20 protein-coding genes, 5 tRNA genes and 1 pseudogene are annotated in these 23,866 nt (G+C 65.8%); 19 read left to right on the top strand and 7 right to left on the bottom strand.

The window, feature by feature from the left end; all coding sequences use genetic code 11:
* The coding region (locus OXU42_05755) for an MFS transporter (protein MDE0028896.1) at window positions 1-1,187 on the top strand (1,187 nt) is incomplete at its 5' end.
* Here the strand turns inward: OXU42_05755 and OXU42_05760 are convergent.
* From OXU42_05760 to OXU42_05770, 3 genes are all read right to left on the bottom strand, one after another.
* The gene (locus OXU42_05760) at window positions 1,087-1,809 is read right to left on the bottom strand and encodes a response regulator transcription factor (protein ID MDE0028897.1); all 723 of its coding nucleotides are present in this window, start codon (window positions 1,807-1,809) and stop codon (window positions 1,087-1,089) included. The genes OXU42_05755 and OXU42_05760 overlap by 101 nt on opposite strands.
* 136 nt (window positions 1,810-1,945) lie before the next feature.
* Window positions 1,946-2,902: a site-specific integrase gene (locus tag OXU42_05765; GenBank protein MDE0028898.1), complete on the bottom strand. Its 957-nt coding sequence runs from the start codon at window positions 2,900-2,902 to the stop codon at window positions 1,946-1,948.
* 357 nt (window positions 2,903-3,259) lie between these two features.
* Complete coding sequence (locus OXU42_05770) at window positions 3,260-4,630, bottom strand: hypothetical protein (GenBank protein MDE0028899.1); 1,371 nt, start codon at window positions 4,628-4,630, stop codon at window positions 3,260-3,262.
* A 300-nt stretch (window positions 4,631-4,930) separates the two neighbouring features.
* Between OXU42_05770 and OXU42_05775 the strand changes: the two genes are divergently transcribed.
* Window positions 4,931-6,343, top strand: coding sequence for a hypothetical protein (locus tag OXU42_05775; GenBank protein ID MDE0028900.1), 1,413 nt, complete (start codon window positions 4,931-4,933; stop codon window positions 6,341-6,343).
* A 240-nt stretch (window positions 6,344-6,583) separates the two neighbouring features.
* Complete coding sequence (locus tag OXU42_05780) at window positions 6,584-7,246, top strand: hypothetical protein (protein ID MDE0028901.1); 663 nt, start codon at window positions 6,584-6,586, stop codon at window positions 7,244-7,246.
* A 19-nt stretch (window positions 7,247-7,265) separates the two neighbouring features.
* Here OXU42_05780 and OXU42_05785 read toward each other — a convergent pair whose 3' ends face one another.
* Window positions 7,266-8,000, bottom strand: coding sequence for an NDP-sugar synthase (locus tag OXU42_05785; protein MDE0028902.1), 735 nt, complete (start codon window positions 7,998-8,000; stop codon window positions 7,266-7,268).
* Between the two features lie 5 nt (window positions 8,001-8,005).
* Entirely contained in the window at window positions 8,006-9,094 is a 1,089-nt protein-coding gene (locus OXU42_05790; GenBank protein ID MDE0028903.1) for a phosphotransferase, read from the bottom strand.
* Window positions 9,095-9,188: 94 nt separating this feature from the next.
* Here OXU42_05790 and OXU42_05795 point away from each other — a divergent pair, with 94 nt between their 5' ends.
* From OXU42_05795 to OXU42_05805, 3 genes are all read left to right on the top strand, one after another.
* Window positions 9,189-10,031, top strand: a complete 843-nt coding sequence (locus tag OXU42_05795; protein MDE0028904.1) for a carbon-nitrogen hydrolase — start codon at window positions 9,189-9,191, stop codon at window positions 10,029-10,031.
* 8 nt (window positions 10,032-10,039) lie between these two features.
* Window positions 10,040-10,855, top strand: coding sequence for an NAD+ synthase (locus OXU42_05800; GenBank protein MDE0028905.1), 816 nt, complete (start codon window positions 10,040-10,042; stop codon window positions 10,853-10,855).
* A 221-nt stretch (window positions 10,856-11,076) separates the two neighbouring features.
* Window positions 11,077-11,994 (top strand): branched-chain amino acid transaminase, encoded by a 918-nt coding sequence (locus tag OXU42_05805; GenBank protein ID MDE0028906.1) that lies wholly within the window; start codon window positions 11,077-11,079, stop codon window positions 11,992-11,994.
* 19 nt (window positions 11,995-12,013) lie between these two features.
* Here the strand turns inward: OXU42_05805 and OXU42_05810 are convergent, their stop codons facing one another.
* Window positions 12,014-12,730: a lipoate--protein ligase family protein gene (locus tag OXU42_05810; protein ID MDE0028907.1), complete on the bottom strand. Its 717-nt coding sequence runs from the start codon at window positions 12,728-12,730 to the stop codon at window positions 12,014-12,016.
* An 89-nt stretch (window positions 12,731-12,819) separates the two neighbouring features.
* Between OXU42_05810 and aceE the strand changes: the two genes are divergently transcribed.
* The 4 genes and pseudogenes from aceE (at window position 12,820) to OXU42_05830 (ending at window position 18,660) form a co-directional block, all read left to right on the top strand.
* Window positions 12,820-15,555 carry a pyruvate dehydrogenase (acetyl-transferring), homodimeric type gene (gene aceE / locus OXU42_05815; GenBank protein ID MDE0028908.1) on the top strand — a complete coding sequence of 912 codons (2,736 nt, stop codon included), beginning with the start codon at window positions 12,820-12,822 and terminating at the stop codon, window positions 15,553-15,555.
* Between the two features lie 5 nt (window positions 15,556-15,560).
* Window positions 15,561-16,859 (top strand): 2-oxo acid dehydrogenase subunit E2, encoded by a 1,299-nt coding sequence (locus OXU42_05820; GenBank protein ID MDE0028909.1) that lies wholly within the window; start codon window positions 15,561-15,563, stop codon window positions 16,857-16,859.
* Between the two features lie 7 nt (window positions 16,860-16,866).
* Complete coding sequence (gene lpdA, locus OXU42_05825) at window positions 16,867-18,315, top strand: dihydrolipoyl dehydrogenase (protein ID MDE0028910.1); 1,449 nt, start codon at window positions 16,867-16,869, stop codon at window positions 18,313-18,315.
* Window positions 18,316-18,399: 84 nt separating this feature from the next.
* Window positions 18,400-18,660, top strand: a pseudogene (locus tag OXU42_05830) (ferredoxin family protein).
* Here the strand turns inward: OXU42_05830 and lipB are convergent.
* Window positions 18,638-19,378: a lipoyl(octanoyl) transferase LipB gene (lipB, locus tag OXU42_05835; protein ID MDE0028911.1), complete on the bottom strand. Its 741-nt coding sequence runs from the start codon at window positions 19,376-19,378 to the stop codon at window positions 18,638-18,640. The pseudogene OXU42_05830 and the gene lipB overlap by 23 nt on opposite strands.
* Window positions 19,379-19,587: 209 nt before the next feature.
* Between lipB and OXU42_05840 the strand changes: the two genes are divergently transcribed.
* The 9 genes from OXU42_05840 to OXU42_05880 all read left to right on the top strand — a co-directional run bounded on the left by OXU42_05840 (window position 19,588) and on the right by OXU42_05880 (window position 23,814).
* Complete coding sequence (locus OXU42_05840; GenBank protein MDE0028912.1) at window positions 19,588-19,791, top strand: cold shock domain-containing protein; 204 nt, start codon at window positions 19,588-19,590, stop codon at window positions 19,789-19,791.
* Between the two features lie 29 nt (window positions 19,792-19,820).
* Window positions 19,821-20,888, top strand: a complete 1,068-nt coding sequence (locus OXU42_05845) for a polyprenyl synthetase family protein (GenBank protein MDE0028913.1) — start codon at window positions 19,821-19,823, stop codon at window positions 20,886-20,888.
* 33 nt (window positions 20,889-20,921) lie between these two features.
* Window positions 20,922-22,334 (top strand): aldehyde dehydrogenase family protein, encoded by a 1,413-nt coding sequence (locus OXU42_05850; GenBank protein MDE0028914.1) that lies wholly within the window; start codon window positions 20,922-20,924, stop codon window positions 22,332-22,334.
* Between the two features lie 38 nt (window positions 22,335-22,372).
* On the top strand, window positions 22,373-23,098 hold the full coding sequence (gene rph, locus OXU42_05855) for a ribonuclease PH (GenBank protein MDE0028915.1): 726 nt from the start codon (window positions 22,373-22,375) through the stop codon (window positions 23,096-23,098).
* Between the two features lie 68 nt (window positions 23,099-23,166).
* A tRNA-Pro gene (locus OXU42_05860) sits at window positions 23,167-23,243 on the top strand.
* A gap of 3 nt (window positions 23,244-23,246) precedes the next feature.
* Window positions 23,247-23,323, top strand: a tRNA-Arg gene (locus tag OXU42_05865).
* A gap of 31 nt (window positions 23,324-23,354) precedes the next feature.
* Window positions 23,355-23,431: transfer RNA gene (locus OXU42_05870), tRNA-His, on the top strand.
* 26 nt (window positions 23,432-23,457) lie between these two features.
* Window positions 23,458-23,530: transfer RNA gene (locus OXU42_05875), tRNA-Lys, on the top strand.
* 201 nt (window positions 23,531-23,731) lie between these two features.
* A tRNA-Leu gene (locus OXU42_05880) sits at window positions 23,732-23,814 on the top strand.
* Window positions 23,815-23,866 lie beyond the last annotated feature (52 nt).

Genomic DNA, 23,866 nt, shown 5'->3' on the forward strand with positions numbered 1-23,866 from the left:
CGGACGAGGTGACGGGCACGTGGCTGTGGTCCCGGAGCGTCAGCATCACCGCCATTGCGGTGGCCCTGCTGTCCCCGTTCCTGGGCGCCCTTGCCGACCGGGGCGGCTACCGCAAGCGCTTCCTCGGGTTCTTCACGCTGGTGGCCGTCCTCGGCTCCACCGTCCTCTACACCGCCATGCCCGGAGAGGTGGTCAAGGCGCTGTTCTGGTTCACGGTGGCCAACATCGCCTTCGAGATGGGCGGGGTCTTCTACAACGCCTTCCTGCCGGACATCGCCCCGCCGGACCGCATCGGGCGCGTGTCGGGCTACGGCTGGGCGTTGGGCTACGTCGGCGGCCTGAGCGCCCTGGGACTGGCGTTGGTGGGCTTCGTCGACACCGAGACGCCCTGGTTCGGCCTCTCGAAGGAAGGCTACCAGCACATCCGCGCCACGAACCTGCTGGTGGCCGGGTGGTTCGCCGTGTTCAGCCTGCCGCTGTTCCTGTGGGTGCGCGAGCGTCCCGCCCGCCGTGGCGCCACGGGCGCGCCGCTCGCGGATTCCGCGCGCCAGCTTGCCCGCACCCTGCGCGAGATCCGCCGCTACCCGGACATCTTCCGCCTGCTCCTCGCCCGCCTGTTCTACGCCGACGGACTCAACACGATCTTCGCCTTCGGCGGCATCTACGCCGCCGGCACCTTCGGCTTCACCTTCGAGGAACTCTTGTTCTTTGGCCTCGTGCTCAACGTGGCCGCGGGCGCCGGCGCCTTCGGCCTGGGTTTCGTGGACGACTGGCTGGGGGGGAAGCGCACCATCCAGATCAGCCTGCTGGGCTTCATCGCGGCCGCCGTGACGGCCTTGCTCACCGGCCGGCGCGCGCTCTTCTGGGCGGCGGGCCTGCTCATCGGCCTGTGCGGCGGCCCCAACCAGGCGGCCAGCCGCTCGCTCATGGGCCGCTTCGTGCCCGAAGACAAGAAGAACGAGTTCTACGGGCTCTTCGCCTTCTCGGGCAAGGCCACGGCCTTCATGGGGCCCTTCCTGCTGGGGGAACTGACGCGTCTCTTCGCTTCACAGCGCGCCGGCATGGCCGTGGTGCTGGTCTTCTTCGTCATCGGCCTCGCGCTGATCCACCGGGTCGACGAGGAGAGGGGGAAGCGGGCGGCGGCGGGGAGGGGACGCCCCGCCGCAGAATCGCCAGGGCGGCCTTGACCCGGTTGTCCACCTTGAGCTTGGCGAAGATACTGCTCACGTGGGCCTTGACGGTACGCTCGCTGATGAAGGTGCGGGCGGCGATCTCGTCGTTGCTTAGCCCCTCGGCCAAGAGCTTGAGGACCTCCAATTCGCGCTTGGTCAAGCTTTGCAGCCGGTCGCCATCCTCCCGAGGCGGCTCCACGCCGGTGTGGGAGGCAATGACGGCGAAGTCGGTGGCACCGGGGAGATCCTGGTCGATCCATACGCCGCCAACGTGAATCGTGCGGATCGCCTGGAGCAAGGTTTCCGGCGTCTCGTCCTTCAACATGTAGCCGCGTGCTCCCGCCTTGGCCGCGTTGAGGATGCTTTCCCTGTCCCCGGAAGCCGTGAGTATCATCGTCTTGTTGTCGGGATGATCCTCTTTCAGTTGCAGGAGGGTCTGTACGGTTCCGCGGCCGGGCAATTTGAGATCCAGGAGCAGGACGTCCGCATTCCCCTCCGCCACGGCGGGTCCGACTTCCTCCGACCGCGCAGCCTCCGCGGTCACGAGAAAGTCCCGTTCCTGAGCCAGAATCCTTTTCAGACCCTCTCTGAACAGGTTTTGATCGTCAGCCAGAACAATCTTGATGGAGTCGGTCACGAAAAACACCCGCCAATCAGATCAGTTCGCCCGTCGCACAGACACTATCCTTTTCGGCAGGTTTGATGTCAACGTCCTGACAGCCGGTCCACGGTCCCGATCACGGCGAAGCTTGCCCGGTGATCGGCCGGTTGGCCTATAGAAAGGCGTTCCCGGCGTGGTCGGAGAATGCATCCGCGTCGCGGATATAGTTCATGACCGTATCCGTGCTGGTGTGGCGGGTCACGGCCATGATCTTGTCGAGGCGTGCGTGGTGCGCCGCGGCGCTGGTGACGAACCCCGCCCGCAACGAATGCCCGGACAATTCCCTTGGGTCCAGCCCGATCAGCGCACCGTAGCGTTTGACCAGGCGCGGGATGTCCGAATGATGCAGAGGCTTGTCTTGCACGGCTCCGCCACGTCTCATGGTGCGGAACAAGGGTCCTTGCGTAATGCCCGACACCGAGAGCCACGCCTGCACTCGATCGATGGGCTTGACCGTCTTGCCTTCCGGGATGGCTATCGTCTGGCCCCTGCCGGTCTGATCCGTCTTGGACCGGCGGATGGTGAGCAACATCCGTCGGGGATGTGGTGGGGTGGATGGGATGATGGCGACGTCGTCGACATGCAACGCACAGAGTTCGGACCGGCGCAAGGCGCCCGCGAAACCGAGTGCCACGACGGCGGCGTCACGCAAGCCGATCACCGAGTCGGGGCATCGGGCGATCATGGCGCTGACGTGCCCCTCACGCAGGGCCTTGACCCTTCGCGGTACCGCGCCGGCGAGCCGGCTCAAGCCCTTGAGAGTGGCTCGGACGGTGGGGTGGTGTGTCGGCGACGGCCTGTTGGCGTCGGCGAATCGTCTGGCGACCGCACTGCTGTAGAGGAAAACCGTGCCCATGGAAAGCGGCAGGCCGCTTCCGGAACGGGGCCGCGTAGCGCAGTCGAGAAGAAAACGTGCAACCGTTTCGGGGGAGGCGGACAGTGGGTCCGTGACCTGTTCCCTTCTGCAATAGTCGGTGAAGCAGGACCAACCCTTGCGGTAGGCCAGTCGCGTGTTGGGCGCAACCGCCGACGACAGGACGAGGTTGTGGATGTCGGATTCGGTGGTCATTGCGAGGTCCATTGGATATCGACACATCCCTTACGTTCCAGGATGTGGGCCTTGGTCCCAACGCTCCAGTCCCGTTTTTTGGACGGATTTTACAAAAGAAAAGATTTTAGGCAACCGGTCAAGTTTGAAGCGAGGCGCAAACTTGAGCTGGGAGCAAAGAGGCATCACAGAGGTTGGAGGCTGCGGAACCGGTCCGGCAATCGTGGCGTTTGGTGGGCCGGAAAGCAGGTTCGGAAGAGGACGGGTTGAAACCGTGACGGTACGTTCTTCGGCTATCTGCGGACGGCAGAGTGGCAGAAAAAAGGGCCGTTCCGAAGGTGGAACGGCCCTTTCCGCGGCCCAGTTTAGGCGTAGGTGCTAGAACCGGTACTCGACGATCAAGGTGAAGACGTTGGCGCTGTTGTCGCCCTCGTCCGCCGTAGCGACCGAGCAGCCTTCATGCTCGCAACTGATGCTGTCCCACACGCCATGGATCTGCATCCAGCCACCCGGGACGTTATAGACGACCGCGACGCCGTTGTTGTTGCCTTCCTGACCATTCGAATCGATCTCCGTGACGGAGTACATCGGGGAGACGGAGATTCCGCCTTCCGCCTTGCTTCCGCCCATCATGCCGCTCTTGGGACCCCACAACCACACTTGCGCGGCGATGCGGACTTCGGAAGCCTTAATGTCGTCGGCCGCGCGTCCGCTGGCGGCATCGGCTTCGTAGTCAGCCACATGCGCGGAAATGCCGAACCACTTCAGGGGCTGCCAAGTAAGATTGTGGTACGTGTAGGTGTGGTCACCGAACACCGCGCCACCGTCAACGAAAGTAATGCGCTCTTGTGTGGTCGGACCGTATACCTTACCCGGGCCTTCCCTGAGATCACTCATCGACTCGTACGCGAAATTGTACGCCAAGCTCGATACGTTGAAACCGCCCATACCCTTCGCGTTTGCTAGAGGCTTAATGCCGAGACCGAAGGCCATACTACGACCATCGGAACGCCCCCTACATTTGCCGGCTGAGTCGGTACCCATGTGGCACGGTGTCCGGCCGTACTCGTCCTGCTCGTCAATACCCATGGCGAGCGCGAGGTGAGTGATCTTGCTGATGCCCATGGCGGGGAGCTTGCCCCAATTCAACACCACGCTACCGTCCTGACCACCTCCCATAGCCAGCGCGTTGATGAACGCCGAGTCCTCTGTGCGGCCATAACCCTGGTTCTTGTTACCGTTGAACGAAGGGTTGTAGCCAAATCCAACGGTCGGGAGCCACGGGTTGGTCTTCTCGAAGTGAAGGTACGCGTCACCGTCGAAGGCCACCGAAGTGTTGCCGCTGAAGGTCCACTTGACCTCGTAGAAGCCCTGCTGCGAGGTCACGTTGATGCTGGGCCGGAAGCGCCGGATCCGGATCACGCCATTCTGGAATCCCCCTTCGGGGTCGTCATTGGTCAAATACATGCTGGTGTAGACCTGCAGCCTCTGACCGAAATTGATGCTCCAGTTGTTGTCCGCCGCGGCGATGGTGAGACCCTTGCCGGCGGAGTACTTGAACGACGGCCCCTTCATCTCGGCCGCGAGAGCACTCTCCTGATTCTGCTTCAGTTGCGCCAACTCTCGTTCCAGGGCTTGGATCCTCGTATCCACGTCAGACGCCTGGACCGGCGATGCCGCAAGCACCAACCCTGTCGTTAAAACCAAGGCACTTGCGAAACCGAGCGCCTTCTTCAACACGTTATTCATGACCCCCTCCTTGGTAATCAGAGTTACGGTGCCGTTTCGGGCGCTTGTCAGGTACCGGCCGGGAGGGTGGCAGAAGGAGGATCAGCGTGTTCTTCGGTGGCGTAGCTTCGGATGCCGTGGTACGATGGCGAAAAACGACGGCGCAGATCGAGATTGCTGCGGCCCGTTGTCTCGTTGACGGGGATGGATGTCAGTAACCAAAAAAAGCACTCGGACTTACCGAAAAATTAGGACCTTAGTCCTGGTTTTTGCCTGATATGCACCGCTACCGGGCAGAAAACCCTACCTAGGGACAATTGCATGGATACCGTCAAAAAAGTAGAAAGCCTTAAGCAGATTCGCTTGCTGTTGCAGATAACTCTGATTACCAAGGAGGGGGTCATGAACAACGTGTTGAAGAAGGCGCTCGGTTTCGCAAGTGCCTTGGTTTTAACGACAGGGTTGGTGCTTGCGGCATCGCCGGTCCAGGCGTCTGACGTGGATACGAGGATCCAAGCCCTGGAACGAGAGTTGGCGCAACTGAAGCAGAATCAGGAGAGTGCTCTCGCGGCCGAGATGAAGGGGCCGTCGTTCAAGTATAAGGCGGGTGGTGGTCTGACGATCGCTGCGGCGGACAACAACTGGAGCATTCGCTTCACGCAGAGGCTGCAGGCCTACTACGCCATCTGGCTGAGCAACGAGAATCCAGAGGCCGGCTACCAGAACCTGGAGCTTTACGTGCGGCGTTTTCGGCCGACGATCAACGTCACGTCCCAGCAGGGGTTTTACGCGGTCACATGGCTCCTCAACGATGGTAGCGATGGCACCACCTTCGGCGGCGACGGCTACGTCAACTTCGACAAGTTGAACCCGTGGCTCCCGAGCTTCGGTTGGGGCCTCAGTCCGTCCTTTAGTGGCAATACGCAAGCAGGCGCTTTCCGTACCGATGACAGCCCGTTTCTGGATACCATGGGCATCGGCGGACAGCAGGACGGAAGTTTTGTGCTGTCCTGGAAGAAGTTGCCGGGCATGGGCATTGCCAAGATCAGTCACCTGCAACTGGCGTGGGGGCAGGACAACCAGAGCGAAACAAGCGGGGGAGACGACGGCAATAGCGTAGGTTTCGCGCTGGGTCTCAAGCCCCTCGCAGGAGCCAAGGGAATGGGCGGCCTCTCCTTGGCGAGCCTTTCGTACAGCTTGGGTTACCAAGCACATACCGACACGAATACCGGTGTGGGTGCCAGGACCCGGCAGGGGGCCAGGCCGAGATTGATCAATATCGGCGCGACGAAGTCCGACACCACGTATGTGTCCCACGGCGTGGGTTGGTCGCCGTTGAAGTGGTTGTCGCTCTCAGCCAATTACGCTACCTTTGAGAGGGAGACGGGCGGAACCGTTGATGCCGAAGCTTCGGACATTCGGCTTGCGGCACGGGTATGGCTGTGGGGGCCCAAGAGCGGAATGATGGGCGGAAGCAAGAGTGAAGGCGGTGTCTACATATCTCCGCTCTACAACTTGACCGATATCGACTATGACGGCGGAAACTCCGAGGTGACCAACAGCGGTGTGGCGGTCGTCTACAATGTTCCCGGCGGTTGGATGCAGGTCCACGGTGTGTGGGATACACTCGGTTGTGAGGGTGCCTGCCCCGGCCAAAACTTCAAGGATGTCGTAACTGAAGATGGCGAAGACTCTTACAACGTCTTCTCGATCATCCTTGAGTACAGGTTCTAGCAGTTTATCCCGAACCGAATGGCAAACAGGGCCGCTCCGTCATGGGGCGGCCCTGTTTTTGTTTGGACGAAAGGGAGACCGGATTCGCTTGACGAACCGCGACAAGTGGAATAGATACTCGCAACGGCGGCATGGGAAGAATCTTGCGGGTTCCGTAGCATTGGTTCTTATACGTGCCTGTGACTGGCTCGAGACTGGGTTGGGGTACGGTTGGTGAAACAACGGTTCATGGGGGAGCAAATGGCGCGATTCGGGCACGTGACTTGGGGACTGCTCGGTGCGGTTGTGGCTTCGAGTATTCTGGTGACGTCCCTTTCGGGCTGTTGGAGACCCGCGGGTATCGGCGTCGGTGGCAACTACAACGACGCGTTGCTGGAGTTGGGCAAGACGCAGCGGGGCGGCGACGTCAAGAAGGCCATCGGGCACCTTGAGTATGTGGTCCGCAGGAACCCGCAATACAAGGACAGCCTCACGCAGCTAGGGCGCGCCTACTACTATGCGGGCAGGTACGGCTCGTCCTTCGAAGTGTTGAAACGGGCGCTGGCCCTGAATCGTGAGGACGAGATCGGCTGGATCGTCCTGGGTTTGACGCAGATGCAGCAGGGCGCCGACGAGGCCGGCCTGGAAAGCTTCAAGGGAGGTCTGACGTTGCTGGCCAAGGCGACGAAAGAGGGCTACCAGGAAATCCCGGAGGAGTTCTGGGACTCCAGAGGGATCGTGCGCCGCGCCCTCCGGCGAAGCATTTCATTGGCCCGTAGGGGTGTCGTGGAGAAGCGCCGGATCATTCAGTCGGGTGAACTCTTGCTGCACCGCGTTGACCGTGAACTCTATGACGCCGAGGAGGATCAAAGCCTCAGCGAGTACCTGGATTCCCGGCGGGACCCGCAGAAGAAGGACAACTAGTACAGGGCGCGGTCTCCGCCTATATATAGAGATAGTGGGGCCTGAGGCTGCCGTTTCGCAACTGCGTGTCCGTCGCCGCCAGCCGCTCCGGGGTTCCCATATCCTGCCAGTGGCCGTCGAAGGGAAAGCCGCAAAGGCGCTCGGAGCGGGCGAGCATTCGGGCGTAGGTGGTGCGGGTTATGCTGAAGGGCTCCGGACCTTCCATGTACTGGAAGATCCGGGGCTCCACCACGTGGACTCCGGTGAACATGTACTGCTCCAGTGCGGCCGGCGTGGCGCCCGGGGCGTTGTGGTGTAGCAGTTTCCGGATTGTTCCCTCGACATCCGTCCAAATGGCCCCGTACTTGTCGGCCAACGGGTCCTTTCTCAGGACCAGCGTCGCGGCGGGTTCGCGAACGCGGTGAAACCGCAGCACCTCGTCGAGCCGGAGATCGATCAGCACGTCGCTGTTCATGATCACGAAGGTGTCCTGGTCCAGGAACCTCCTGGCTCCCAGGAGGCCGCCGCCCGTGTCCAGCAGCACGGGTTCCCGGGAATAGGCGATGTCCACGCCGAAACGCGAGCCGTCGCCCAGGTGCTCCTCCACCCGTTCGGCGTAGTGGTGGACGTTGACCACGATCTCGCGGATTCCGTAGTGGCGCAGCAGCATCAGCGGGTAGTCGATCATGGGGCGGCCGTTGACCGGGACGAGGCACTTGGGCAGGTTGTCGGTGAGGGGCCGGAGCCGGGTGCCCAGACCGGCGGCGAAGAGCATCGCCTTCACGAGACCTCCTGGAAGTGCGCCGCCAGGACGGGGAGAAGTCGTTCCAACCCCGGCGCCCGCCTGAGATTCCTGCCGATGCGTCTCAATGTCGGGGCGATGTATCGCTTGTAGCCGGGCTTTCCCTTTACCAGGTCGAGGTAGCGAAAACGGCCCACCACCTTGAAGTCCCGCTGCAGGGCGGAGAGCAGATAGGACTCCACGAACTCGTCGCGGCCGCGCGCAGACTCGCCCCATTCTTGCCGGCGTTCGAGATAGTAGTCGATTAGCTGCTCTTCCACTGCCGGCGTGACAACTTGATCCGTCTCCCGGTCGTTCAGCAGCGACGCGAGATCGTACTGTGCCGGCGCCAGCAGGGCGTCCTGGAAATCGATGACCACCACGGCATCGTCGTGCACCATAAGGTTCCAGCTATGGTAGTCGCGGTGGTTGAGCACGCGTGGTTGGCTCGCGAGACGCCCGGCGATGCACTCGAAGGTTTGTTCCAGGCGGCGTCGTTCGGATGCCGGCAAGCTTCCCTTGCCGCCCGCTTCCAGGCCGTACTCGATGAAGTGATCGAACTCCCAAAGGTATAGCCGTTGGTCGAAGGCCTGCCGGAAAGCCAGGCATTGGTCGTTCCGGGCTCGGGTGCCGCCGATCTGCAGCACCAGCAACTCGTCAATGGCCTTGCGGTACCACTGGAGCACCTCCGGCTCGGGCGCCTCCCGCACCCGGTCCCACAGGCTCGTGTCCCCCAAGTCCTCCAGCAGCATCAGGCCCTGCTCCGCCGAATGGCCGTAAACCGTCGGCACCCGGACCCCGACCGCTTCGAGGAACCGGTGGACGTTCAGGAAAGGAAGCTCCTCCGGGGGCTTGTCGAACACCGCCAGTTCCTCCGACGAGATCGGCAGCCCCGAGTCGTTCCAGCTCATGACGATGACCGAGGACGGGCCGCCTGGCGCGTCGAGTCCGGCGCGGAAATAGCGGCGGGAAGACGCGTCCCCGGCCAGCGCCTCCAGGCCCGTAATTCGCGTTCCAGCGCCGAACACTTCGGCCGCCTTGGCCTCTACCCGATCCCTCAGCCCGTACATGGGTCTTGATGTAGCCAATTGGCTTGCCCAATGCCACAAACGTCGCGGACGCCCCTTGCCGTGGCACAAGCTCGCTTCCTCCCTCCGCGGAAATGTGCTAGCCCCCTCCTTCATGTCGTTCCGTGTCGGCATGGCGCAGATCAACCCCAGGTTGGGTGACTTGGGCGCCAATATGGCTCTCTACGAGGCCCGGGTGCGCGAGGCCGAGGCCGCCAGCGTGGATGTCCTCGTGTTCCCGGAGCTGAGCCTCACGGGCTACTTTCTGCGCGACATGGTCCCGGACGTGGCCGTCCGCCTGGAAAGCCCTGAGATGGAGCGGCTCCGGACGCTCAGCCGGGAAATCTCGCTGGTGGCCGGATTGGTGCTGGAGAGCCCGGACCACCGCTACTTCAACGCCGCGGTCTACCTGGAGGACGGCGAGGTCCGCCACGTCCACCGGAAGGTGTACCTGCCTACCTACGGCATGTTCGACGAGCAGCGCTACTTCGCCCGGGGCGACCGGGTGCGCGCCTTCGACACCCGCCACGGACGGCTTGCGCTGCTCATCTGCGAGGATCTCTGGCATCCGTCCACGGTCTACCTGGCGGCGCTGGACGGGGCCTTGTCCATCATCTGTCCGTCTTCGAGCCCCCTGCGCGGTGTCACCGACGGAGCGGACCAGGACGACAACGCGCGCTATTGGGAGCTGATCACCCGGAGCTACGCCGAGACCTACGGCCTCTTCGTAGTGCATGCCAATCGCGTGGGCTTCGAGGACGGCGTGGGCTTCTGGGGCGGGTCCGGCATCCTCGACCCCTTCGGCCAAACGGTGTGCAAGGCCGGCTACTACGACGAGGCGTTCGTAACCGGGGAAGTGTCCCACGAGGCGGTGCGCCGCAAACGCACGCGCGCGCCCCTCATGCGCGACGAGGACGTGGACCTCACCATCCGTGAGCTGGAGCGTATTCGCCGTTAGAGCAGCCCATGATTCCCACCAACGTCTCCCTCATGCGCCGCATCCTGGTGGCGTTCATCAAGAACGAGGTGTGCAAGGTCGGTCTCGAACGGGTGGTGGTGGGCCTTTCCGGCGGGGTGGACTCGAGCCTGAGCGCCATGCTGGCGGCGGAGGCCCTGGGTCCCGGCCAGGTGCTGGGCATCATGATGCCCTACCGGACCTCCAGCGCCGAGAGCCTGGAGCACGCGCGCCTGGTGGTGGAGGCGAGCGGCATCCGCTCCGAGACGGTGGAGATCACGCCGCAGATCGACGCCTACTTCGCCGCCTTCCCCGGCGCCGACCCCAAGCGCCGGGGCAACAAGATGGCGCGCGAGCGCATGACCATCCTCTACGACCATTCCGCGCGCTGGGACGCGCTGGTGGCCGGCACGAGCAACAAGACCGAGCTGCTGCTGGGCTACGGTACCCTGCACGGGGACATGGCGTCGGCGCTGAACCCCTTGGGGGACCTCTACAAGACCCAGGTGTGGGCGCTGAGCGAGGCCGTGGGCGTCCCCGACGTCATCATCACAAAGCAGCCCTCCGCCGACCTGTGGACCGGGCAGACCGACGAGGCCGAGCTGGGCTTCAGCTACCGCGAGGTGGACGAGCTGCTCTATCTCATGGTGGACCAGCGCTACGGCCGCGCGGAGCTGATCGACGCCGGGTTCACTCCGGAGTTCATCGACGACATCGCCCGCCGCATCCAGTTCTCGCAGTTCAAGCGCCGCCTCCCGGTCATCGCCAAGGTCTCCCACCGCACCATCGACCGCGACTTCCGCTACTCGCGCGACTGGGGCAAGTAACTCCGCGCCGTCCCGCGCCGGGGCGTACGAATCGTCATTCCCGCGGAAGCGGGATCCAGGGGTGGTGGTGGGGCGAAGATTGACATCGCGCCCGAAATCTGGAGAAATACCACGACACGAAACGAAGCGGTGTTGGCGGCCACCATGGCGTCGGCGTGGTGGCCTTTTGTCGTTTTAATGCGCGGGCGTAATGGGAACGCGGACCGCGCCGGAGAGTGTCGATGGCCGTGAGGAGCGAGAAGATCTGGGTGGACGGCGAGTTGGTGAATTGGGATGACGCCAAGGTCCACGTCATGAGCCACGCGCTCCACTACGGTACGGCGTACTTCGAGGGGATTCGCTGCTACGCCCTGGACGAGGAACGTTCGGCGGTCTTCCGCTTGGCCGAGCACCTGCGGCGCTTCCGGGATTCCGGGCACATCCTCGGCACGCCGCTGCCCTACGGCATCGACGAGATGACCGAGGCGGTGCTGGAGGTGATCCGGGTGAACCGGCTGAAGGAGTGCTACATCCGGCCGCTGGCGTTCGTGGGCGACGGCGAGATGGGACTCTATGCGCTCAACAATCCCGTGAGGGTGATCGTGGCGGCATGGGCATGGGGGGCGTACCTGGGCGACGAGGGGCTCAAGCGAGGTATCCGCGCCAAGGTCTCCTCGTATACGCGGCATCACGTCAACGTCATGATGACCAACAGCAAGATCTCCGGCAACTACGTCAACTCGGTGCTGGCCAAGCACGAGGTGAAGGCAGCGGGGTACGACGAAGCCATCATGCTCGACCCCGAGGGGTGCGTCTCCGAGGCGAGCGGGGAGAACCTTTTCATCGTGCAGGACGGGCAGCTCAGGACCGCGCCCGTGACCTCCATTCTTCCGGGCATCAACCGGGCCAGCGTCATCGAGCTGGCACGCGCCAAGGGGTACCAGGTGAACGAGGAGCGTTTCTCCCGCGATGCCCTCTACATCGCCGACGAGGCGTTCCTCACGGGCACGGCGGCGGAGGTCACGCCGATACGGGAGGTGGACGACCGCATCATCGGCGAGGGCAAGCCGGGCCCCGTGACCCTGGACCTGCAGCAGTCTTTCTTCGACGTCATTCGGGGGCGGACCGAGGGGTACCGCCACTGGCTGACGCCCGTGTGACCGGCGGTTCGGCACTCCATCAACAGCGCTCGTTCCAGCTTCGTGCGGAATACTTGCGAGCCACGAGCGAGGCGATGGCCTCGGCGGAAACGCCGCCGCCATCCGTGGCGCCCCAGGAGCGTCGCAGCAGGTCCTTGACGTCCGCTGCCGGCAGGCTCAGGTTGGCCAGGAACGCGCCGTGGGCGCGGCGGCCGCGGTAGGCCGGCGCCTTGGGCGGATACGGCAGCAACTCTTCCACCAAGGGGATCGGGAAATCCAGCAGGAAGGTGCCGTGAAACAGCAGGCAGCGGCGCCGGCGCCGTTGGGCGTTGCCCGAGAACTTCCGCTGCCCCACCGCCAGGTCGGTGGTTCCCTGCCGCCGGATCGGCAGGCCGGTGGCTCCGGCCAGCGCGCGCCGGTGGCGTTCCATGACGAACGCGTTGGTGGAATCGATGCGTTCCAGCAGGGCGTTTCCCGCGATGCGCAGCACCAGGGTGTAGCTCAGGCAGCCCGGCCCCTGTACCACGGTGCCGCCGCCGGTGCAGCGCCGCAGGACGGGGATGCCGCGGGCCTCGCAAGCCGCCAGGTGGACTTCCCGCTCGCGCCGGCTGGCCATGCCCAGGACCACGAAGGGCCGGGGAGACTCCCAGAACCGGAGCACCTCCCGATCCGCGCCGGCCTCGCATTCGTCGAGCAGCGCCTCGTCGCACGCCAGGTTCGCTTCGGGGGTGGGAAGCGTCAGATCGATGCATTGCATAAGGACTTGACACACGTGGGCGGGGCTGAATATGTTGCCTCCCTCACGTGTTGCATCCGCGGTTGTCTCTTATAATATCTCTGAAGATCATGAACGCCAAAGAAGTCAGGACTCCCCCCAACGCCGCGACGGCGGAGGAGACGGGCGCCGTGTCGGAGCCGGGAGCGGGAGCGGCCGGCGCGCGGTCCAACGACCGGCTGCTGGATTCCCTCGAGTCCCTGCTCGGGGGAGTCGTGCGCGAGGGGCCCGAGCGGGTCGACGCCCTGCTCGCGCAACTGCTGGCGCGCATCCGCGAGCGCCAGCGCGCCCCGGTGACGAGCCTGAACACGCCGTACCTGAACACCATCCCGAGGGAGCAGGAACCGGCGTATCCCGGCGACCGCCGCATCGAACGCCAGGTGAAGAGCTACGTGCGCTGGAACGCCATGGCCATGGTGGTCAAGGCCAACCGCTTGCAGCCGGGCATCGGCGGGCACATCTCCACCTATGCGTCCGCGGCCAACCTCTACGAGGTGGCCCTCAACCATTTCCTGCGCGGCGGCGACGACGGCGCGCCCGGCGACCTGGTCTATTTCCAGGGGCATGCGTCGCCGGGCAACTATGCGCGCGCCTACGTGGAGCACCGCATGAGCCCGCGCAAGCTCCACCTCTTCCGGCAGGAACTGGCCAAGGGGGGCGGACTGCCGTCCTACCCGCACCCGCACCTCATGCCCGACTTCTGGCAGTTTCCGTCGGTGTCCATGGGGCTCGCGCCCATCCTGTCCATCTACCAGGCGCGCTTCGCCCGCTACCTGAGCGCCCGGGGACTGCTGGCGCGGGAACCGCGCGTGTGGTGTTTCGTGGGCGACGGCGAGTCCGATGAACCCGAGGCCACCGGCGCGCTCTCCCTGGCGGCGCGCGAGAACCTCGACAACCTCGTCTGGGTGGTCAACTGCAACCTGCAGCGGCTGGACGGGCCGGTGCGCGGCAACGGCAAGATCATCCAGGAACTGGAGGCCCTGTTCCGGGGCGCCGGCTGGAACGTCATCAAGGTGATCTGGGGGTCGGACTGGGACCCGCTGCTGGAGGCCGACGCCAAGGGGCTCCTGGCGGAGCGGATGGAGCAGGCGGTGGACGGCGACTACCAGAAGTACGTGGTGGCCCCCGGCAGCTATACGCGGAAGCACTTTTTCGGCACCCACCCCGAGCTGCTGGCGATGGTCAACCATCTCAGTGACGATCAGATCCGCCGTCTGGCCCGGGGCGGGCACGATCCTCAGAAGGTGTACGCGGCGTACGCCGCGGCGCTGGGGCACAAGGGCGCGCCCACGGTGATCCTGGCCAAGACGGTGAAGGGCTACGGCCTCGGCGAAGCGGGCGAGGGACGCAACATCACCCACCAGCAGAAGGCGCTCAACGAAAAGGAGCTGCGCGACTTCCGCACGCGCTTCGGCGTGCCGCTGCCGGACGAGGACGTGGTGGAGGCGCCGTTCTACCGTCCGCCCCTGGACAGCGAGGAGACCCGCTACCTGCTGGAGCGGCGCAAGAGCCTGGGAGGGTTCCTGCCCAGCCGGGCGGCCAGGACGGAGCCGTTGGCGGTACCGGGAGCGGCGACCTACGAGGAGTTCCACAAGGGTTCCGCGGAGACCCGCGCTTCCACCACCATGGCCTTCGCGCGGCTCTTGAGCAAGCTCCTGCGGGATCCCGGCATCGGCAGGAACGTCGTGCCCATCATCCCGGACGAGGCGCGCACCTTCGGCATGGACGCGCTCTTCCGCCAAGTGGGCATCTATTCACCCAAGGGCCAGCTCTACGAGCCCGTGGACCGCGAGACGCTGCTGTTCTACCAGGAGGCGAAGGACGGGCAGCTTCTCGAGGAGGGGATCAGCGAGGCCGGGGCCATGTCCTCCTTCATCGCCGCGGGGACGGCCCACGCCAATTTCGGCACGCCCATGGTCCCGTTCTACACGTTCTATTCGATGTTCGGCTTCCAGCGCATCGGCGACCTCATGTGGGCCGCGGCGGACAGCCGCTGCAGGGGGTTCCTGCTCGGCGCCACCGCCGGACGCACGACCCTGAACGGGGAGGGCCTGCAGCACGCGGACGGCCACAGCCACGTGCTGGCCAGCACCGTTCCCGCGTTGCTCACGTACGATCCGGCATTCGCCTACGAGGTGGCGGTCATCGTCCGGGAGGGCCTCCGGCGCATGTACCAGCGGCGCGAGGACGTCTTCTACTACCTCACCCTCTACAACGAGAACCTCGAGATGCCGCCCATGCCCGCCGGGGTGGAGGAAGGCATCGTCAAGGGGCTCTACAGGTTCAATCGCTCCGACTCCGGCCACAAGGCGCGCGCGCACCTGTTGGGCAGCGGTCCGCTGCTGTTCGAGGCGTTGCGCGCCCAGCGGATCCTTGAAGAACGCTACGAGGTCGCCGCCGACGTGTGGAGCGCCACGAGCTACAACCTCCTGCGCCGGGACGCCCACGCGGCCCAGCGGTGGAACCTCCTCCACCCCGCCGAGGAGCCGCGCAAGTCGTACGTGGAGTCGCTGCTGGAGCCCGAGACCGGGGTCTTCGTGGCGGTTTCGGACTACATGAAGATCGTCCCGGATCAGATCGCGCCGTGGGTGCCCGGAGGGCTGGTCACCCTGGGGACGGACGGCTTCGGGCGCAGCGACACGCGCGCGCGGTTGCGGCGCTACTTCGAGGTGGACGCCGAATCGGTGGTCATCGCCACGCTGCACGCCCTGGCCCGGAAGGGCAAGATCGACAAGACGGTGGTGGAAAGGGCCTTGCGCGAGCTGCGCTACAATCCGTCCAAGCCTCATCCCGGAATGGCAACCTAGATCTCATGGACGTAACGCTTCCCAAACTGGCTGAAGGGGCCGATTCCGGCACCGTGGTCAACGTCTTCGTCGTCGAAGGCGAGCAGGTTCAACTGGACCAGACCCTGCTGGAGCTCGAGAACGAAAAGGCGGTGGCGCCCATTCCGTCCACGGTTGCGGGCACGGTCGTCCGGGTCCATGTCCTGGTGGGCCAGGTCGTTTCGGTGGGTCAGGTGTTGGTGACCATCGAGGAGGGACCGGCGGCAACCCCGCACGCGCCGCGAGCGGCGGCGCCGGCCGCGGAAGTGCCCGCCTCCGCGGAAGAGCCGGCCCCGGCGCCCGCCGTAGATGGAAAAGCTCCGGCCGCGGCCGCGCCGGAGGCACACGTGCACGTTTCCAGCAGCGGCGCGCCGCCGCCGGCCTCGCCCACGATACGCAAGATCGCGCGGGAGTTGGGCATCGATCTCACACGCGTGAAGGGCAGCCAGCGCGGCGGGCGCATCGTCATGGCCGACGTGCGCGCCTACATCCAGGGGCTTCAGGAAATGGCCCTCAAGCCTGCCGCTCCGGCCGCCGCCCCCGAGGCCGACGTCCCGCGGACCCTGGACCTCAGCATGTGGGGGCCGAGCAAGCGCGAGCGCATGTCGCCGCTGCGGCGCACCATCGCGCAGCGCATGACCGAGTCCTGGACCACGGTGCCGCACGTCACCCAGTTCGACGACGCGGACATCACCGACCTCATGGCGCTGCGGAAACGGCACGCGCGCGCCTACGAGAAGGCGGGCGCCCGTTTGACGCTGACCTCCTTCGCCATCAAGGCGGCGGTGTCCGCGCTGGCGAAGTACCCCGCCTTCAAGACCAGCATCGACTACCAGGCGCTGGAGATCGTCACACGGGACTACGTCCACATCGGCGTGGCGGTGGACACCGAGGCCGGCCTCATCGCGCCGGTGATCCGCGACGTGGACAAGAAGGACCTGCTGGAGCTGTCCAGGGAGCTCGACGAGCTGGCGGAGCGGACCCGGCAGCGCAAGTTGTCGGCGGACGAGATGCAGGGCGCCACCTTCACCATTTCGAATCTCGGAAGCATCGGCGGCGCCCACTTCACGCCCATCGTCAACAGCCCGCAGGTGGCGGTGCTGGGAATGGGACGGGGCGTGCTCCGTCCGGTGGTCCGGGAGAAGAAGGTGACGCCGCGGCTGGTGCTGCCGCTGGCGCTCTCCTACGATCACCGGGTCATCGACGGCGCCGACGGCGCGCGCTTCCTGCGCGAGATCGTGCGCTGCCTGGAAGAATACGCCGAAAACGACATCAAGCCCGACTAGGAGATCCGTGGAACCCATCCAAACGGAAATCGTCGTCGTGGGCGCCGGCCCGGGAGGCTATGCCGCGGCATTCTATGCGGCGGACCTGGGCAAGAAGGTGCTCCTGGTGGAGCGGGACGAGCGCCTGGGCGGCGTGTGCCTCAATCGCGGCTGCATCCCCTCCAAGGCGCTGTTGCACGCCACGCACGTCATCGACGAGGCGGAACTGTCGGCGGAGCGGGGCGTGGCCTTCGGCAAGCCCAAGGTCAAGCTCGACAAGCTGCGCGAGTGGAAGGAATCCATCATCGACAAGCTGGCTCACGGGCTGGAGGGCTTGTGCGCCCGCCGCGGGGTCCAGCGCATCCACGGCCGCGGCCACTTCGAGGACTCCCGCACCCTGCGGGTGGAGACCGCCGAAGGACAGCAGTTCATCAACTATGACAAGGCCATCATCGCGGTGGGCTCGAAGCCGGCCATGCCGGCGGCCTTCGACCTGGGAAACCGCCGGATCATGACCTCCACCGAGGCGCTGGAGCTGGAGGACGTGCCGGGCCGGCTGCTGGTGGTGGGCGGCGGCTACATCGGCATGGAGCTGGGCATGGTGTATGCTCGGCTGGGTAGCGAGATCGTCATGGTGGAGGCGTTGGACCAGCTCCTGTCCGGCGTGGACCCCGACCTGGTACGGCCCGTTGCCAAGGTGGCCGGGGCGGCGTTCAAGGACGTCCGGCTCAAGACCAAGGTGCTGCGCATGGCCACAAGCGGCAGGAAGATCAAGGTGGCCGTGGAGGTCAACGGCAACACCCGCGAGGAGACCTACGACCGGGTGCTCGTCAGCGTCGGCCGCACGCCGAGCTACGAGGACCTAGGCCTCGAGAACACCGGGGTGAGGATCGGCGCCAACGGCTTCATCGAGTGCAACGGTGAGCAGCAGACCGGCGACCCGGCCATCTACGCCATCGGCGACGCCAACGGCGGCGCGTTGCTGGCGCACCGCGCCACCAAGGAGGCGCGGGTGGCGGTGGAGGTCATCACCGGCGAGTCGAGCACCATCGCGGACGTGGTCATCCCGGCGGTGGTCTTCACCGAGCCCGAGGTGGCCTGGTGCGGCCTGACCGAACAGGAGGCCAAGGCCGGGGACGTCGCCGTAGAGGTCGTCAAGTTCCCCTGGGGCGCTTCCGGGCGGGCGCTTACCCTGGACCGTCCCGAGGGCCTCACCAAGCTGGTGCTCGAACCCGGGACGGAGCGCATCCTCGGCGTGGGCATCACCGGCGCGGGCGCCGGTGAGCTGATCGGCGAAGGCGTGCTCGCCGTCGAGATGGGCGCCACCGCCAGGGACCTGGCGGAGTCCGTGCATCCCCATCCCACGCTTTCCGAGACCCTGATGGAATGCGCCGAAGCGTTCTACGGCACCGCCACCCACACCGCCCCGCGCAAGCGTCCCCGAACCGCCGGGACAGCCGCCCGGCAGGCCTCCTGAGCGCCTCGCGCTTGACTTGAAAAAGGCGATTTGTTACCGAAAATCTCAGAGCCCGCTGGGGCCGGCATTCCCAGGAGGAAGTGAATGACCTACGTGATTGCAGAGCCTTGTGTCGACGTGAAGGACACGGCTTGCGTCGATGTCTGTCCCGTCGATTGCATCCACCCGACCAAGAACGACCCCGAGACATTCGAGAAAGAGAACATGCTCTACATCGATCCGGAGGAGTGCATCGACTGCGGCGCGTGCGAGCCGGTCTGCCCGGTGGAGGCGATCTTCGAGGAGGCGGCGCTCCCGGAAAAGTGGGAGGAGTACACCCAGATCAACGCCGACTGGTTCCAGAAGTAGCCGCGGCATCCGTTCCCGGCGCGTTGCGCGGGCCGGTATCATCGTCCGGCCCGTCCGAATCCCCGTCCCGTATCCCGTCCCGCACCACCTCGTCGTACCCGAAGTTCCGGCAGAAGCTCCGCACCAGCAGGGCCTTGACTTCATCCATGGAAACGGCCCGGCGCGCCTCCCGCTCAATGGAGGTCACCTCGGCCCAGTCCAGGCCGCAAGGGACGATTCTGCGGAAGTAGTCCAGGTCCGGCGCCACATTGAGGGCGGCGCCGTGATACGTGACCCCCCGTTTGACGGCGATGCCGATGGCGCAGATCTTGCGCGTGTCGATCCACACGCCGGTCCACGGCGGCCGGCGCCCCGCGTCCAGGCCGAAGGACGCCAGGACCTCGATGATGGCCTGTTCGAGTGCGTTCAGGTAAAGGTGGACGGCCCGGCGCTGCCTGGATTCGAGATCGATAATGGGATAGACGACGAGCTGTCCCGGCCCGTGGTAGGTGACGTCGCCGCCGCGGCTGGTGGCGAGCACGGGAACCTCGCCGGCATCGAGGACGTGCGCGCGCGCGTCGCGCCGCCCGGTGGTGAAGACGTGCGGATGCTCGACCAGGATGAGGCAGTCGTCCGCGGCCGCGCGGATCCTGCGCTCGAGGATACGGTGTTGAACCGCCAGCGCCGCCTCGTATTCGAGGCGCCGCAGGTCGACGACGTGAAGCGATTTGGACATTTTCCGAGGGCGGGCGAGGCCGCGCGTTCCCGGCTTGCGCCGCTCCCTCCACCCATAGCACATCGGCCCGGGAATCAAACCCGCACCGCGGGAGCGTTTGCGCGCCACCGTGGCGCGGCGCGTTGTTGACTCACCGGCGGCGCCGCATTATGAATCGACACTATCCCTGCTCCCAGGCAGGCAGGCTCAGGCAGAACGGAGCGGATGCAGTGACGGGAACCATCAAGAAGATCCTCAGGGACAAGGGATTCGGCTTCATCGAGCCGGACGACGGCGGCGACGATGTCTTCTTTCATCGCGGCAGCGGCGCTCCACGAGTCCAGTTCGAGGATTTCGGCGAGGGCGACAGCGTGCAGTTCCAGACACGGGCGGGCGACAAGGGGCCGGTCGCCTTCGGCTTGAAGCTCCGCTGAGTCCTTGTTTCCGTATCCCCGACTCCATCATGACGCGCGATGACGGGCAGGCGGACGCGGCATACGCGGGCCGGGCGGCAGCGACCCGGACGTTCACGGAGCATTTCGAGCGCTTGCGGGAACGCTATCTTCCGGAGGTCCTCGTGCTTCTGGAGGACGTCGTTCGCGAGGCCGCGCTGACCGGTTCGGGGCTGGCGGAGATGTGCCGCTACCAGTTCGACACGGGCGGAAAGCGGCTGCGCGCGTTGCTGCCGCTGCTGGTGGCGGACTGCCTGGAAGAGGATCCCGCCAAGACGCTCGCCATGGGCGCCGCCTGCGAGATGGTGCACAACGCCACGCTGGTGCACGACGACGTGCAGGACGGGGACGAGGCGCGCAGGGGCCGGGAGACGGTGTGGCGGCGCTTCGGCGTGCCGCGCGCCATCGACCTCGGCGACGCGATGTTCTATCTGGCGGTGCTGCTGGCGCAGCGCGCGCCGGTGAGCGCCGGGTCGCGGGAGGCGCTGGCCCGGAGACTCCTGCTGGAGACCCTGAAGGTCATCGACGGACAGGAGCAGGAATTCGCCTTGCACGCCGATCCGCGGCCGACCATGGACCGGTACTTCGCCATGGTCGAAGCCAAGACCGCGCGCCTGTTCGTTCTGGCCATGGCGGGCGCCGCCGAGTTGCTCGGCCAGGGTGGCCGCGTCATCGAGGGTCTGACGGAGGCGGCGCGCCAGCTCGGCATCCTGTTCCAGGTGCAGGACGACGTGCTGGACCTCTACGGGGACAAGGGCCGGAGCGAGCGCGGCAGCGACATCGCCGAGGGCAAGCGCAGCGTCCTGGCCGTCCATGCCCTGGAGAACGCGGCGCCGGACGACGCCCGGTGGCTGCGCGAGGCGCTCGACAAGGACCGGAAGGCCACGTCCTCGGCGGACGTGGACCGGGCCGCCGAGCTGTTCGACCGCCTCGGGTCGCTGGCCTTCGCCGTTCGCGAAATGCGCGCGCGCCAGCAAGCGGCGGTGGACGCGGTGGCGGCGCTGGGGCGGCCGCGGCTTTCGACCATGGTGGAGGGAATGTCCGAAACGGTGCTGGAACCCATCCGCGGTCTCGTATGACGCGCGGCCGGAGGAGTTCAAGGAGTCACGCTCATGAAGATGTTTCTTGCCGGAGAGTGGGTCGATCGCCCGAGGATGCAGGAGGTCGGCAACCCGTATGATGATTCCGTCATCGACAGCGTGCCCAAGGCCGGACGCGACGACGTGGACCGGGCGCTGGCCTTCGCCGAGCGCGGTGCCGCCGTCATGGCACGCATGACCGCGTACGAGCGCTGGAAGGTGCTCACCCGGGCGGCGGCCCTGATGGCGGAGCGGGTGGACGAGCTGGGTACGCTCATTTCCGCGGAGGAAGGCAAGATCCTGGCGGAAGGCAAGGGCGAGGTGCGCCGCGCGGTGGAGACCATGACCGCTTCGGCCGAGGAGGCCAAACGGATTCACGGCGAGACCGTGCCGCTGGACGCGGACCCCTCGGGCGCGGGCAAGCTGGCGTTCACGCTGCGCGTCCCGTGCGGCGTGGTGGTGGCCATCGGCCCCTTCAACTTCCCGCTCAACCTGTTGTGCCACAAGGTCGGCCCGGCCATCGCCGCGGGCAACGCGGTGGTCATCAAGCCGGCTTCGGATACGCCGCTGTCGGGGCTCAAGCTGACCGAGATCCTGCTCGAGGCCGGGTTGCCGCCCGAGGGCGTCCAGTGCCTCACCGGCTCCGGCGGCGAGATCGGCGATCCGCTGGTGGCGGACCCGCGCGTGCGCAAGATCACGTTCACCGGCAGCCGCGAGGTGGGCGAGAACATCTGTCGCGTGGCGGGGATCAAGAAAGTCACCATGGAGCTGGGCTCCAACTGCCCGCTCATCGTGATGCCGGACGCGGACCTGGACAAGGTGGCCGCGGCGGTGGCTGCGACGGGTTACGCCAACGCCGGCCAGGTGTGCATCTCCACTCAGCGCGTGCTCACCGACCGGCGCGTCTACGGCGACTTCCTCGGCGTGCTGGCGCCGAAGGTCGAGGCCTTGGCCGTCGGCAGCCAGCTCGACACCGCCACGCAGGTGGGTCCCATGATCAAGGAAGCCGAAGCCGCGAGGGTGGAGGAATGGGTCAACGAGGCCGTGGGCGAGGGTGCCCGCGTGCTGGCGGGGGGCTCGCGCAACGGCGCGGTGTACGCGCCCACGGTGGTGGCCGACGTTTCCCGCGACATGCGGCTCTCGCGTGACGAGCTCTTTGGGCCGGCTGTCGCGGTGACGCCTTTCGCGTCCATCGACGAAGCCATCGAATTGGCCAACGATACCGTCTTCGGCCTTTCAGCGGGAATCTTCACCCAGAACATCGACTGGGCCATGCGCTTCGCCCGCGAGGTGGAGTCCGGCAACCTGCATGTCAACTGGGGGCCCCAGTGGCGCGCCGACGTGATGCCCTACGGCGGCCTCAAGGAGTCGGGTTTCGGCAAGGAAGGGCCGCGCTACGCCGTCGAGGAGATGACCGAGCTCAAGACGGTGGTCTTCCACCTGTAGGGGCGGCAGGGCCGGGCCGTGGGGAGGCTGCCGTAGACATGCGAGCGGACGGACGCGGACAGGAGGAGCTGCGCGCGATCAACATCACGCCGGGCTTCATCAAGCACGCCGACGGCTCGGCGTTGATCGAGATGGGCGATACGCGGGTCATCTGCACCGCCGCCCTGGAGGACCGCGTGCCGCCCTTCCTGCGCAAGACCGGCAGGGGCTGGATCACGGCGGAATACGGCATGCTGCCGTCGTCGTCGCCCGTGCGCATTCCGCGGGAGGCTTCGCGCGTGGGCGGCCGCACCCACGAGATCCAGCGGCTCATCGGCCGCAGCCTGCGCTCCGTGGCGGACCTGGGCTGCCTGGGCGAGCGCACGGTGTGGCTCGACTGCGACGTCATCCAGGCCGACGGCGGCACGCGCACGGCCTCCGTCACCGGCGCCTACGTGGCCCTGGCGTGCGCCCTCCGGGGCTGGACGGCGCGCAAAACCGTCCCCGAGCGCCTGCTCAAGGACAGCGTGGCCGCGGTCAGCGTCGGGGTGGTCGACGGGGAGGCGGTGCTGGACCTGAACGCGGCGGAAGACAACGGCGCCGAGGTGGACATGAACTTCGTGATGACCGGGTCGGGGAAGTTCGTGGAGGTGCAGGGGACGGCCGAGAAACAGCCCTTCAGCGCGGAGCAGCTCAACCGTTTGATCGGCCTGGCGCGGACCGGCATCGGACGCATCCTCGAAATGCAGCAGCGCGTGCTCCAGGAGTGGCGCGCGCCGTCGTAAGCGCGTCGGGACGGATTATCCACGGGCTTGATATCGCCGCGCCATGAGGTAGAATCAAGGATTCGTGACGGGGCGTGGCGCAGTCAGGTAGCGCACCTGCCTTGGGAGCAGGGGGTCGGCCGTTCAAATCGGCTCGCCCCGACCATGCGCGCCAGTAGCTCAGGTGGATAGAGCAACGGCCTTCTAAGCCGTGGGTCAGGGGTTCGAGTCCCTTCTGGCGCGCCATCAATCGGTGTCGGAAGCAGGTTGCGTTCTGGTGAGTGTAGCTCAATTGGTTAGAGCACTGGACTGTGGCTCCAGGGGTTGAGGGTTCAAGTCCCTTCACTCACCCCAACTTTCACTCACCCTCAATCGTGTGCGGGCCGCTAGCTCAGTTGGTAGAGCAGCTGACTCTTAATCAGTTGGTCCGGGGTTCGAATCCCTGGCGGCCCACTCTTCCCTCCCCACAAGGCCTCCGGGCCTGCCGACCTCTTGGCGTGCCTCCGCCGGCTCGTGTGCGGGCGGTCCGATCTTGACTTGCGGTTTGCGGGGTTGTTACACAGAAAACCGGTCTCCGGGGATTCCTTCCGCGGGCTTCGTGAGACGGGTGGTTGACGCGCCACGCCGGACACACGACCCCAGCGAATGCGCTGTGCGAGAGTGGCGGAACTGGTAGACGCACTAGATTTAGGATCTAGCGGGCAACCGTGGGGGTTCGAGTCCCCCCTCTCGCACCAGGGTGGGAACGGCCCGCGCCCCCGCTGTGAAGCGCACGCGAGGGAACCGTCA

It is taken from the genome of Deltaproteobacteria bacterium (genome assembly GCA_028818775.1).
Classification (GTDB): domain Bacteria; phylum Desulfobacterota; class Binatia; order UBA9968; family JAJDTQ01; genus JAJDTQ01.

Coding starts and splice junctions, on each gene's coding strand:
- OXU42_05765 (MDE0028898.1), bottom strand. CDS start 2,902: ATGACCACCGAATCCGACATCCACAACCTCGTCCTGTCGTCGGCGGTT.
- OXU42_05770 (MDE0028899.1), bottom strand. CDS start 4,630: ATGAATAACGTGTTGAAGAAGGCGCTCGGTTTCGCAAGTGCCTTGGTT.
- OXU42_05775 (MDE0028900.1), top strand. CDS start 4,931: ATGGATACCGTCAAAAAAGTAGAAAGCCTTAAGCAGATTCGCTTGCTG.
- OXU42_05780 (MDE0028901.1), top strand. CDS start 6,584: ATGGCGCGATTCGGGCACGTGACTTGGGGACTGCTCGGTGCGGTTGTG.
- OXU42_05785 (MDE0028902.1), bottom strand. CDS start 8,000: ATGCTCTTCGCCGCCGGTCTGGGCACCCGGCTCCGGCCCCTCACCGAC.
- OXU42_05795 (MDE0028904.1), top strand. CDS start 9,189: ATGTCGTTCCGTGTCGGCATGGCGCAGATCAACCCCAGGTTGGGTGAC.
- OXU42_05800 (MDE0028905.1), top strand. CDS start 10,040: ATGATTCCCACCAACGTCTCCCTCATGCGCCGCATCCTGGTGGCGTTC.
- OXU42_05805 (MDE0028906.1), top strand. CDS start 11,077: ATGGCCGTGAGGAGCGAGAAGATCTGGGTGGACGGCGAGTTGGTGAAT.
- OXU42_05810 (MDE0028907.1), bottom strand. CDS start 12,730: ATGCAATGCATCGATCTGACGCTTCCCACCCCCGAAGCGAACCTGGCG.
- aceE (MDE0028908.1), top strand. CDS start 12,820: ATGAACGCCAAAGAAGTCAGGACTCCCCCCAACGCCGCGACGGCGGAG.
- OXU42_05820 (MDE0028909.1), top strand. CDS start 15,561: ATGGACGTAACGCTTCCCAAACTGGCTGAAGGGGCCGATTCCGGCACC.
- lipB (MDE0028911.1), bottom strand. CDS start 19,378: ATGTCCAAATCGCTTCACGTCGTCGACCTGCGGCGCCTCGAATACGAG.
- OXU42_05845 (MDE0028913.1), top strand. CDS start 19,821: ATGACGCGCGATGACGGGCAGGCGGACGCGGCATACGCGGGCCGGGCG.
- OXU42_05850 (MDE0028914.1), top strand. CDS start 20,922: ATGAAGATGTTTCTTGCCGGAGAGTGGGTCGATCGCCCGAGGATGCAG.
- rph (MDE0028915.1), top strand. CDS start 22,373: ATGCGAGCGGACGGACGCGGACAGGAGGAGCTGCGCGCGATCAACATC.